Here is a 12352-nt window from a genome sequence, read left to right as displayed (position 1 = left end):
CCCGATGTACATCCCCAACCGCCAGCCCCGGCTGCGCTCCGCGCCGGCCCGGGCCGGCTTCGCCTTCGCCGGGCTGCTGCCGCTGCTGGGCGGCCAGGCCCAGGCCGTCGAATTCAGCTTCCTCGACAACGAGGTGTCCGGTTCGCTCGATACCACCCTGTCCTACGGCACCCTGTGGCGGGTGCAGGGGCAGGACAAGAGCAACAACGACATCAACACCAACGACGGCAACCGCAACTTCGATACCGGCCTGGTTTCCGAGGTCTACAAGATCACCTCGGACCTGGAGGCGACCTGGCGCAACTATGGCGTGTTCATCCGCGGCACGGCGTTCTATGACACCCAGATCATGGACAAGCGCAACGACTACTACAGCCACAACGATCCATCGCAGCCGAGCCAGAGCTATCCCCACGACGACCGTTTCACCAGCCAGACCCGCGACATCGCCGGGCACAAGGCGGAAATCCTCGACGCCTACGTCTACGGCAGCTGGGACATCGGCAACATGCCGCTGAGCGCGCGCTTCGGCCGCCAGGTGTTCAACTGGGGCGAGGGCATCTTCTACCGTGGCGGGGTCAACACCACCAACCCGGTGGATGCCGCCAAGTACCGCCTGCCCGGTTCCGAGCTCAAGGAAGTGCTGATGCCGGTGGAGGCGCTGAGCTTCAACATCGGCCTGACCGACAACCTGTCGATGGAAACCTTCTACCAGTGGAACTGGAAGGAAACCCGCCTCGACCCGGTCGGTACCTTCTTCTCCGAGACCGACCTGTTCGCCGACGGCGGCAACACCGGCTACAGCGACTTCACCGGCACCGCGCTGGACACCCCGGTGCCCGGCTTCGGCAACGTCATCGGCCTGTACCAGGCGCTGGGCAACAATCCGCTGCTCAGCGGCGCGCTGAAGAACACCGGCCTCTATGCCAACGGCGTGACCCCGGCCTACGGCAACGTAATGAAGGTGTCGTCCATCGGCAAGGACATCAACGCGCGCAACGACGGCCAGTTCGGCGTGGCCTTCCGCTACATCGCCGAGGAACTGAACAGCACCGAGTTCGGCTTCTACTTCGTCAACTACCACTCCAAGGAGCCGACCCTGTACGCCGACATCGGCGACTATGCCGGGGCCGACCTGGCGGCGCTGGCCAACACCCTGCGGCCGATCGCCGGCAACCTCGCCGAAGCCCTGGCCAACGGCCTGGTGACCGCCGACGTGATGGGCAACATCAATGCCCGCCGCGAGTTCGCCGAAGACATCCGCATGTACGGCTTCAGCTTCAACACCACGGTGGGCGACGCCTCGGTGTTCGGCGAGCTGGCCTATCGGCCGAACCTGCCGATCGGCATCGCCGCCACCAACGACCTGATCGGCGACCTCGCCCACGGTGCGGCGGAAGCCGCCAACGGCGGGCAGATCAACGTCGGCGGGCAGATGGTCGGCCTCGGCGGGCAGATCCACAACTACGAGCGGGTCGAGGCGTTCAACACCTCCCTCGGGACCATCTACAACTTCGGCCCGTCGCTGAGCTTCGACTCGTTGACCGGCGTCGCCGAGCTGGCCTCGGAACACCTGCGTGGCAGCAGCCTGAAGTACACCGCCTACGACGGCAGCACCCGCTACTACGCCGGGCGCGGCAACAGCTCGTACGTTTCCGGCGGCGACCGTGGCGACCAGGTGAACCGCAACGCCTACGGCTACACCCTGCTGCTCAGCGGCACCTGGAACGACGTGTTCGCCGGGGTCAACGTGTCGCCCTACGTGGTCTACAAGGACGACTTCGAAGGCAACTCCTACCAGACCGGCAACTTCATCGAAGGTCGCAAGGCCTACACCCTGGGGGTCAAGGCCACCTACCTGAACAGCCTGGAAGGCGAACTGCAGTACACCGAGTTCTACGGCGGCGGACAGAACAACAACATCCGCGACCGCGACAACATCGGCCTGACCGTCAAGTACTCCTTCTGACCGAACCGATAACGACACGGGCGCCGCGAGCGCCCGGCACCTCACACGGAGAACCCTCATGTTGAACAAGCACCTGCTGATCGGCGCTTCCCTGGCGCTGGCACTGGGCAGCGGCGGCGCGCTGGCCGGCGTTTCCGCCGGCGAGGCGGCGCAACTGAAGTCGAGCCTCACCCCGCTGGGCGCGGAGAAGGCCGGCAACGCCGCCGGCAGCATTCCCGCCTGGACCGGCGGCATCACCCAGGCGCCGGCCGGCTACAAGCCGGGCCAGCACCACCCGGACCCGTTCGCCGCGGACAAGCCGCTGTTCACCATCGACAAGGCCAACCTGGAGCAGTACAGGGAACACCTGACCCCGGGCCAACTGGCGCTGTTCAAGACCTACCCGGACAGCTTCCGGATGCCGGTCTACCCCAGTCGCCGTTCCGGCTCGGCGCCGCAGTGGCTGTACGACAACACCTTCGCCAATGCCACCAGCGCCAGGCTGCTGGACGGCGGCAACGGGTTCGCCGACGCCTATGGCGGGGTGCCGTTCCCGATTCCGAAGAGCGGCGTGGAGGCGCTGTGGAACCACGTCGCCCGCTACCGCGGTACCTATGTCGTGCGCCGCGCCTCGGAAGTCGCGGTACAGCGCAACGGTAGCTACTCGCTGGTGACCTCGCAGCAGGAAGCGCTGTTCAAGTACTACCTCAAGGGCGGCAGCTTCGCCGACCTGAACAACCTGATGTTCTACTACCTGTCGTTCACCAAGAGCCCGGCGCGCCTGGCCGGCGGCGCGGTGCTGGTGCACGAGACCCTCGACCAGGTCAAGGAGCCGCGCCAGGCCTGGGGCTACAACGCCGGCCAGCGCCGTGTGCGGCGTGCGCCGAACCTTGCCTACGACACGCCGATCGCCGCCGCCGACGGCCTGCGCACCGCCGACGACACCGATATGTTCAACGGCGCGCCGGACCGCTATGACTGGAAGCTGCTGGGCAAGAAGGAAATCTACATTCCCTACAACAACTACAAGGTCAGCAGCCCCGAGGTGAAGTACGAGGAACTGCTCAAGCCGGGCCATCTCGATCCGCAATACACCCGCTACGAACTGCACCGCGTGTGGGTGGTGGAAGGTACCCTGAAGCCGGGCGCGCGGCATATCTACTCCAAACGCACCCTGTACCTCGACGAGGACAGCTGGAGCGCGGCGGTGGTCGACCAGTACGACGGTCGCGGCGAACTGTGGCGGGTGTCCATGGCCTACCTGAAGAACTTCTACGACCTGCCGTACACCTGGAGCGCGCTGGACGTGTTCCACGACCTGCAGGCGCGTCGCTACCACGTGCAGAACCTGGACAACGAGGAGCCGGGTACCATCGACTTCACCCAGGCGATACCGGACGACTCCTACTTCAAGCCCTCGGCCCTGCGCCGCCGCGGCACCCGCTGATCGCTCCGCTCGCCGGCGCCGACCGCTTCCCTCCGGGGAGGAGGGCGGCGCCGATCCCCCGTTACAGACGGCTTACACGCTTAACAAAAGATAACGTGGCTTCAATTGTCTCCGTCGCCAAACGCTGGCTATATAACGCTCACCACGAACCACTAATAACAACAACGGGGACGGTATCCATGCGTGAGCCCATGACGTGGCGCACTTCGCCCGGCCAATCCGCGGACGCTTCGCGGCATCCGGCCATTCCTTCCAGATCGCCCCTGGCCAGCAGGGCCCTGTCGTTTCTCGGGGCGCTTTCTCTTCTGACCTTCGCCGCCACCCCGGTTCTGGCCGAGTCGACGCCAACCGCCGCGCCGCCGCAATTCGCCGTGGAATCGCCGAAGGCCGCCAGCAGCCTGCTGCTCAGCGTCGCCCATGCCGGCAAGCGGCTGGTCGCGGTCGGCGACCGTGGGCATATCCTGCTCTCCGACGACGACGGCAAGACCTGGACCCAGGCCAAGGTGCCGACCCGCCAGTTGCTCACCTCGGTGTTCTTCGTCAACGAGCGCAAGGGCTGGGCGGTCGGGCACGATGCGCAGATCCTCGTCAGCGACGACGCCGGCAGCACCTGGACCAGGCAGTTCGAGGACCTCGGCCGCGAAGCGCCGTTGCTGGACATCTGGTTCGCCGACGAACAGCACGGCCTGGCCGTCGGTGCCTATGGCGCGCTGCTGGAGACCCGCGACGGCGGCCAGCACTGGGAAGACGTCAGCGAGCGCCTGGACAACGAGGACCAGTTCCACCTCAACGCCATCGCCGCGGTCAAGGACAACGGCCTGCTGGTGGTCGGCGAAGCCGGCAGTCTGTTCCGCTCGAAGGACTGGGGCGCCACCTGGGAAAAACTCGAAGGCCCCTACGAGGGCTCGCTGTTCGGCGCCATCGGTACCGCCGATGCGGGCGGCGTGCTGGTCTACGGCCTGCGCGGCCACCTGTTCCGCTCCGCCGATTTCGGCGACAGCTGGGAAGAGATACCGCTGAAGGCGGCGTCCGGCGACCTGGAATTCGGTCTCTCCGACGGCGCGCTGCTGGCGGACGGGCGTATCGTCGTGGTCGGCCACGGCGGCAGTGTCCTCGAAAGCTCCGACGGCGGGCGCAGCTTCAGCGTGTTCAACCGTCCCGACCGGCTGTCCCTGGCCGGCGTCAGCGCCACCGGCGACGGCCACCTGATCCTGGTCGGCCAGGGCGGCGTGCACCTCGCTGCGGCGAACGGTGCCGCGCTCGAACAACCACAATAAGGCGGGGTCGCATGAGTGCCATGAACCAGCATCAGCAAAACAAGGCGAGCCTGCTCGAACGCCTGATCTTCAACAACCGGCCGGTGGTGATCTTCCTCTGCCTGCTGGTCAGCGTCTTCCTGTTCTACCAGGCCACCCAGGTGCGGCCGTCCACCAGCTTCGAGAAGATGATCCCGCTGGAGCACCCGTTCATCCAGAAAATGCTCGAGCACCGCAACGACCTGGCCAACCTCGGCAACACCGTGCGCATCTCGGTGGAGGCGGTGAACGGCGACATCTTCACCAAGGAGTACATGGAGACGCTCCGGCAGATCCATGACGAGGTGTTCTACATCCCCGGCGTCGACCGTTCCGGCCTGAAGTCGTTGTGGAGCCCCAGCGTGCGCTGGACCGAAGTGACCGAGGAAGGCTTCGCCGGCGGCGAGGTGATCCCGCAGACCTACGACGGTTCGCCGCGGGCGCTGGAGGAACTGCGCAACAACGTGCTCAAGTCCGGGCAGATCGGCCGCCTGGTGGCGAACAACTTCAAGTCGAGCATCGTCGACGTACCGCTGCTGGAGATGTACCCGAACCCGAAGAACCAGAGCGAACTGATCAAGCTCGACTACCGCCAGTTCTCCCATGAGCTGGAAGAGAAGATCCGCGACAAGTACCAGTTGCAGAATCCCAACGTGAAGGTGCACATCGTCGGCTTCGCGAAGAAGGTCGGCGACCTGATCGACGGGCTGGTGATGGTGGTCGGCTTCTTCGGTATCTGCCTGCTGATCACCCTGGTCCTGCTGTACTGGTTCACCAAGTGCATCCGCAGCACCATCGCCGTGCTGATCACTACCCTGGTGGCGGTGCTCTGGCAGCTCGGCCTGCTCAACCTGGTCGGTTTCGGCCTCGATCCCTATTCGATGCTGGTGCCGTTCCTGATCTTCGCCATCGGCATCTCCCACGGCGTGCAGAAGATCAATGGCATCGCCTTGCAGTCCAGCGGCGCCGACAATGCGCTGATGGCGGCGCGGCTGACCTTCCGCCAACTGTTCCTGCCCGGGATGATCGCGATCCTCGCCGACGCCGTCGGCTTCATCACCCTGCTGGTGATCGACATCGGGGTGATCCGCGAGCTGGCCATCGGCGCCTCGATCGGCGTGGCGGTGATCGTCTTCACCAACCTGATCCTGCTGCCCGTGGCGATCTCCTACATCGGCATCAGCAAGAAGGCAGTGCAGCGCAGCAAGGACGACGCGGTGCGCGAGCACCCGTTCTGGCGCCTGCTGTCGAACTTCGCCAGCCCGAAGGTGGCCCCGGTGTCCATCGCCATCGCCTTGCTGATGCTCGGCGGCGGCCTCTGGTATGGCAAGCACCTGAAGATCGGCGACCTCGACCAGGGCGCGCCGGAACTGCGTCCCGACTCGCGCTACAACCTCGACAACGACTTCATCATCCGCAACTACTCGACCAGTTCGGACGTGCTGGTGGTGATGGTCAAGACCACCCCGGAAGGCTGCTCCACCCACCAGGCCCTGGCGGCCATGGACGAGCTGGCCTGGAAGCTGGAGAACACCGAGGGCGTGCAGTCGGCGATCTCGATGGTCACCGTGTCCAAGCAGGTGATCAAGGGGATGAACGAAGGCAACCTGAAATGGGAGACCCTGTCGCGCAACCAGGACGTGCTGAACAACTCCATCGCCCGTGCCGACGGTCTCTACAACACCGACTGCTCGCTGGCGCCGCTGCTGGTCTTCCTCAACGACCACAAGGCCGAGACCCTCGACCGCGCGGTGGCGGCGGTGCAGGCCTTCGCCGCGGAGAATGACAAGGACGACCTGCAGTTCCAGCTGGCCGCCGGCAACGCCGGGATCGAGGCCGCCACCAACGAGGTGATCAAGCAGTCCGAACTGATCATCCTGGTGCTGGTGTACATCTGCGTGGCGGCCATGTGCATGATCACCTTCCGTTCCTTCGCCGCGACCCTCTGCATCGTCCTGCCGCTGATCCTCACCTCGGTGCTGGGCAACGCGCTGATGGCGGCGCTGGGCATCGGCGTGAAGGTCGCGACCCTGCCGGTGATCGCCCTCGGCGTCGGCATCGGGGTGGACTACGGGATCTACATCTACACCCGCCTGGAGTCTTTCCTGCGCATGGGCCTGCCGTTGCAGGAGGCCTACTACGAGACCCTCCGCTCCACCGGCAAGGCGGTGCTGTTCACCGGCCTGTGCCTGGCGATCGGCGTGGCCACCTGGATCTTCTCGGCGATCAAGTTCCAGGCCGACATGGGCCTGATGCTGACCTTCATGCTGCTCTGGAACATGTTCGGCGCCCTCTGGCTGCTGCCGGCCCTGGCGCGTTTCCTGATCAACCCGGCCAAGCTGCAGGCCAGGAAGGCCTCGCTGTTCGCTCACTGAGTCGCACCGAGCCTCGCCAAGACCGCGGCCCCGGCCGCGGTTTTTTTCGCGCGGAGGAAGGCCGCCGCGCTTCAGTCCGGTGTGGCGGGGAACAGCAGCTCGCAGCGGAAACGCTGCTCGTCGCTGCTGTAATGCAGGCGCCAGCCGCTCTTCTGGCACAGGCGCTGGACCAGGTCGAGGCCCAGGCCATAACCGAACGCCATCGACTCGTCCGTGCCCTGGGCCGCGCCGATGGGGTTGCTGATCAGCAGGCTGCGGTCGCGCACGACGATTTCCACCACGCCCTCGTCGCTGTACTGCAGGGCGTTGCGCAGCAGGTTGCCGATGATGATCCGCGCGCGGGTCTGCGGCAGGCTGTGTGGCTCCACGTCGAGGTGGAAGGTCAGGCCGCGGCGCTGGCTCAGCGCCTGTTGTTCCTCGAGCAGCTCCTCCAGCAGGCGACCGACCTCGATGTGTCCGTCGTCGCGCAGTTCGCCGCTCTCGCGGCTGAGCCAGAGCAGGGTTTCGGTCATCTGCTGCATGGCCAGCGCCGAGCGGCGGATGCGTTGCAAGGCATGCGGGGAGGGCGCGCGGCCGGGTTGGTCGAGCAGCTCCAGGTTCATGCCGATCACCGCCAGCGGGGTGCGCAGCTCATGGCTGGCGTAGCGCAGGAAGCGCTCCTCGCGCTGGCTGAAGTCCTTGATCCGGGTCACGCTGTTCCACAGGGTATCCGCCAGCACGTTGAGTTCGCGGTAGTTGAAGCGCGGCCGCTGGCTGTCCGGGGCGAGGTCGTCGAGGGTCATCGACCAGCGCGTCAGCTTGCGCAACGGCGCGACGATGAACCAGACCAGCAGGCCGACGGCGGCCAGCGAAGGCAGGGTGACCGATAGGGTGACGATCCAGGTCTGCCTGACGCGGGCGTCGATGATGGCGTCGGACAGCGGCGTGTCGATGCTGCCGGCGGCGTCGTTGTCGTAGAGGTAGAGCGTCTTGCCGTCGGCCAGTGGCTGGCGGACCACCACGTAGGCATCGTCGCTGGGCGCGTCGTCATCCTCCTCTTCGTCATCGTCGTCCCAGTTGCCGAGCAGTTGCATGGCGCCGATGCTCTTGTAGGGCGGGGTGTCGAGCATCTCCCTGAGTTTCGGCGGCAGCCCCGCGGTGCCGACGCTGCCCTTGAAGTAGTAGCTGTCCGGCGCCGGCGTAGCCGGGTCTTCCTGGTAGCGCTGGGCGAAGTACAGCCCTTCCTCTTCCATCATCATGCTGAGCAGGTAGAGGGCGCCGGTCTCGCCGTAGTTGCCGAGCATGCGCGTGTAGACCAGCAGCACCCCGGCGAGGATCAGGCTGACGCCGCCGCCGACGATGGGGATCAGGCTCAGGCCGCGTTTCATTTTCGCTCCAGCTGGAAGCCGACGCTGTGCAGGGTATGGATCAGAGGGGTGGCGAACCCCTTGTCGACGGTGCTGCGCAGGTGGTGCATGTGCACGTTGAGGGTGTTGCTTTCCGGCGGCTCGTCGCCCCAGACGCTGCGCCCCAGCTGCTCGCGGGTGACCAGCGCGGGGCTGGCGCGCATCAGGCACTCGAGGATCTTCCAGGCGGTGGGGGACAGCGCCAGGGGCGTGCCGCCGCGGCTGGCCTGGCGGCTGTCGAGGTCCATCACCAGGTCGTCGACCTGCAGGCGCTGGGCCTGGCCGCTGCGGCGCCGGCTGAGGGCTTGCAGGCGGACCAGCAGCTCCGGCAGTTCGAAGGGCTTGAGCAGATAGTCGTCGGCGCCGGCGTCGAAGCCGTCGAGCTTGTCCTGCAGGGTATCCAGGGCGGTGAGCATGAGTACCGGGGTCTGCAGGCCGGCTTCGCGCAGCTGGCGACAGACCTGCCGGCCGTTGATGCGCGGCAGCATGATGTCCAGCAGGATCACGTCGTAGCGGTTGGCGCGCGCCAGGTTGAGGCCGGCCTGGCCGTCGCGGGCGTGATCGCAGACCACCCCGGCGGCCTCGAGGTAGTCGATGACGGTGCCGGCGAGATCGAAGTTGTCTTCGACGACGAGTACGTGGATATGCATGGCCTGGGTCGCGTGACGAATGGGCTGGTCGACTGGCGGTGGATGGCCGTCGCGCCATGGGCGGTTCGGGAGAGGCGGGCGGTCGGCGGTTTTCGCGAGTCGGGCAGCGATGTTCGTCGATCGGGGCGCGGGCTGTCCAGTTGCCCACCCGGTTTGCGCCTCCGCTGTGACCCCGTGCCGCTCCCGTCGGCGTGTCCGCGTTAAGCCTTTTTTAACCCCCCGGGAGCTAGCGTGCGCCTGCTCGGAACGCTAGCCGCCAGGCTATTGCCGGGTGCCATCCGCGAAGAGTGCGGGTGCCTTTCGTTTTTGGGGGATTTTTTGCCATGTCGCGGACGACGCGTTGGAAGGATGTTCGAAAGTGCGGGATACGCACACTGGTGCCGCTGGGCGTTTCGCTATCGCTGTCGCCCTGTGCGTTGGCCGAAGCCCGGTCCAGCGGCTGGGAGCAGGACTTCATCGGCGTGCCGGTCGCGCGCGCGTTGGGCCTGACCGGCAAAGGCGTGGATGTCGGGGTGATCGATGGCGGTTTCCTTCCGCAGCATCCGGCGTTCGCCGGCCAGGCGATCACTCCGCTGGCCAACCGAGTGGCCATCGACGGCGAGGAAGCGATCGCCGATCCCTCCCGGCCGCTCTTCGATCGCGATGAGCAAAGCGGAGAAATCCAGGTCGCCAGCCATGGCGCGAATGTCAGCGGAATCATCGCGGCCAGGCCGGAGGTCATTGCCGATTTCACCTATCGTGGTGGCGTGGCGCCGAAGGTCGGGCTTTTCCAGACGCAAATCAGGCCCAGCGACGAAGCCGATGACGAGGATGCCGACATAGAGGAGGAACAAGATGAAGCGGCGAGCCAGGCCAGCCTGCTGCAACCGGGCAGCGAGGAACTCGTCCATGGCGCCCTGAGCACCCTCTACCGGGGCGCGCCGACGGTACGGATCATCAACAACAGCTACAACGACGATCCTATCGGCAATGACGCCGCCGCGGTGGATGCCGCTTATGCGGCGATCGATCCCGCAGCGCCGCATCCCTACCTGAATGCCCTGGCCGACGGCGTGCGCGACGGGCGCCTGCTGGTGTTCGCAGCCGGCAACGAAAGCCGCGCGCAGCCCGGCTTGCTCGCCACCTTGCCGCGCTTCATGCCCGGACTGGAAAGCGGTTTCCTCAGCGTGGTCGCGCTGGGTCCGGACCGCGACCTCACCGACTACTCCAACCAGTGCGGGGTGACGAAAGACTGGTGCCTGGCGGCGCCCGGCGACATGTACGTGGCCGCGGCGAACGGTGCCTCGGCCGAACGCTTGACCTACACCTATGCCGACCAGAGCGGTACCTCCTACGCCACGCCGCTAGTCAGCGCCAGCGCGGCATTGCTGGCCGAGCGTTTTCCCTACATGGACATGGCGCAGGTGCGGATGACCATGTTGAGCACCGCCGTCGATCTTGGCGAGCCTGGGGTCGACGCGCGTTTCGGCTGGGGGTTGCTGGACCTGGCCCGGGCGGTACGTGGACCAGGCCAGCTGTTCGGCGATCAGCGGGTGACGCTGGACGCGGCGCGCGGCGGCTGGAATGCCAGGGATGCCTGGAACAACGACATCCGCGCCGGTGGCATGCTTGGCAAGGCCGGCAGCGGCGCGCTGCGGCTGTCGGGCGATAACCGTTTCGCCGGGGTCGCGGTCGAGGCCGGCGAACTGGCGCTCGCCGGGCGCAACCGGTTCTCTGCCGCCAGCGAGGTTCGCGGCGGGCGCCTGGTGGTGGACGGCACGCTCGAAGGACCGGGGTTGAGGGTAGCCCGGGCCGGCGAGCTGGGCGGCGGCGGCACCATTGCCGCGCCGACCCGGATCGACGGTGTGCTCGCCGCCGACCGCCTCGCGGGCGCGCCGAGCTTCACCCGCTCGCTCGAACTGTCGCCGTCGAGCACGACCCGGGTGGCGCTGGGCGGGCAACCGCCGATCCGCCTCGACGGCGCGGCTGCTTTCGCCCGGTTGGGCGGGCGGCTGCAACTGACGGCGGCCGATGCGGCGGGGGCGGGGCAGAAGTTCCTGACGGTCGCGCGGGGCGCCACCTACCAGGGCGGTTTCGATGCCTTGCAACAGGCGCCGGGCCTGGCCGCGCGGGGCCTGCGCCACGACTTGCGCTTCGCTGCGGATGGCATCGCCCTGGCCCTGGCTCCGCTCGACCTGCCGGGGCAGGTCAACCTACAAGGCAACGCCGGGCGTTCCGCGGCGGCGTTGAACGCGCTCCGTGACCGGCCCATCGCCCTGCGCCCCGGCGCCTACAACGATTGGCTGCAGGCCAGCCTGGCGCGCGGCGATCTCGCTGGCCTGCCACGCAGCGCCGGCGGCCAGGTGTATGCCGACAGCCTGGCCTACCTGAGTCGGCAGCCGTCGCAAGTGGATCGCGCGATGTTTGGCGAGCTTTCCTGGGCGCAGCCCGGGCAGGCGCCGCGGTTGTGGTTCCAGGGGCTCGCTTCCGGCTTGCGCAACGAGGGGCGCTCAGGCGTCAGCGGCAGTCGCGAGCGTAGCGACGGCATTGCCCTGGGCCTGGTCCAGGCGCTCGACGAACGAACCCAGGGCGGCGCGACGCTGGCGCAGACCAAGGGACGGATCAACAGCGCCGGCGGCAAGGTCGAGCTGGACATCACCCAGCTCGCCGTGGGCTTGCTACACGCCTTCGACAGCCTGGAACAGGGCGGTTACGTCAGTGCCATGCTCGGCGCCGGCTACCTCGACGCCGCCAGCAAGCGGCGCCTGCCGGGCTTTGCCACGGCCAAGGGCGACAGCGAGGGCTGGCTCTACCACGCCAGCGTCAAGAGCGGCTACCGCTGGCGCAAGGACGATTGGCGGGTCGAGCCGCGGGTCGGCCTGCTGGCGACCCGCACGGAATGGAAAGGTTTCCGCGAAAAGCACAGCGAGCTGGCGCTGGACGTCGACCGCGCGGCCAGGGATGCGACCTTCGCCACCCTGGAACTGAGCGTCGCGCGCAGCCTGCGGGTGGCCGACTGGTCGCTGGAGCCGGAGCTGAACCTGGGCTACGAGCGTGCCCTGGGAGTGCCGGCGAGCCACACCGAGGCTAGCCTGCAGGGCGTCGACCTGAAGCAGGTTTCGGCCCATCGGGGGCGCGACCTGTTCAGTGCGGGGATGGCGCTGCACGCCCGCCGCGGTCCGTTGCAGGGCAGCCTGGAGCTGCAGGGGACGAAAGGCGAGCGGGTCGGCGGCAGCGCCGTCAACCTGCGCCTGAGCTACGACTTCTAGCGCT

At 67.0% G+C, this 12352-nt stretch carries 7 protein-coding genes; 5 read left to right on the top strand and 2 right to left on the bottom strand.

Annotation, left to right across the window (positions count from 1 at the left end):
- The first annotated feature begins 4 nt into the window (after positions 1 to 4).
- The 4 genes from HMPREF2581_RS27650 (at position 5) to HMPREF2581_RS27635 (ending at position 7065) form a co-directional block, all read left to right on the top strand.
- Positions 5 to 1969 carry a DUF1302 domain-containing protein gene (locus HMPREF2581_RS27650; protein WP_003110074.1) on the top strand — a complete coding sequence of 655 codons (1965 nt, stop codon included), beginning with the start codon at positions 5 to 7 and terminating at the stop codon, positions 1967 to 1969.
- 58 nt (positions 1970 to 2027) lie between these two features.
- Positions 2028 to 3395 carry a DUF1329 domain-containing protein gene (locus tag HMPREF2581_RS27645; protein ID WP_003091320.1) on the top strand — a complete coding sequence of 456 codons (1368 nt, stop codon included), beginning with the start codon at positions 2028 to 2030 and terminating at the stop codon, positions 3393 to 3395.
- Positions 3396 to 3574: 179 nt separating this feature from the next.
- Positions 3575 to 4672: a WD40/YVTN/BNR-like repeat-containing protein gene (locus tag HMPREF2581_RS27640; protein WP_003110477.1), complete on the top strand. Its 1098-nt coding sequence runs from the start codon at positions 3575 to 3577 to the stop codon at positions 4670 to 4672.
- An 11-nt stretch (positions 4673 to 4683) separates the two neighbouring features.
- A complete protein-coding gene (locus tag HMPREF2581_RS27635; RefSeq protein WP_003138533.1) occupies positions 4684 to 7065 on the top strand; it encodes an efflux RND transporter permease subunit in 2382 nt (793 codons plus the stop codon).
- A 71-nt stretch (positions 7066 to 7136) separates the two neighbouring features.
- Here the strand turns inward: HMPREF2581_RS27635 and cprS are convergent, their stop codons facing one another.
- Positions 7137 to 8432, bottom strand: coding sequence for a cationic peptide sensor histidine kinase CprS (gene cprS / locus HMPREF2581_RS27630; protein WP_003138535.1), 1296 nt, complete (start codon positions 8430 to 8432; stop codon positions 7137 to 7139).
- Positions 8429 to 9100 carry a cationic peptide response regulator transcription factor CprR gene (gene cprR, locus HMPREF2581_RS27625; protein WP_003091311.1) on the bottom strand — a complete coding sequence of 224 codons (672 nt, stop codon included), beginning with the start codon at positions 9098 to 9100 and terminating at the stop codon, positions 8429 to 8431. The genes cprS and cprR overlap by 4 nt, the downstream gene beginning before the upstream one ends.
- Before the next feature lie 377 nt (positions 9101 to 9477).
- Here cprR and HMPREF2581_RS27620 point away from each other — a divergent pair, with 377 nt between their 5' ends.
- Complete coding sequence (locus HMPREF2581_RS27620; RefSeq protein ID WP_003091308.1) at positions 9478 to 12348, top strand: S8 family serine peptidase; 2871 nt, start codon at positions 9478 to 9480, stop codon at positions 12346 to 12348.
- Positions 12349 to 12352 lie beyond the last annotated feature (4 nt).

It is taken from the genome of Pseudomonas sp. HMSC057H01 (genome assembly GCF_001836405.1).
Taxonomy (GTDB): domain Bacteria; phylum Pseudomonadota; class Gammaproteobacteria; order Pseudomonadales; family Pseudomonadaceae; genus Pseudomonas; species Pseudomonas aeruginosa.
The sequence above is the reverse complement of the archived record's forward strand: the minus strand, read 5'-3'. Positions and strand labels throughout refer to the sequence as shown.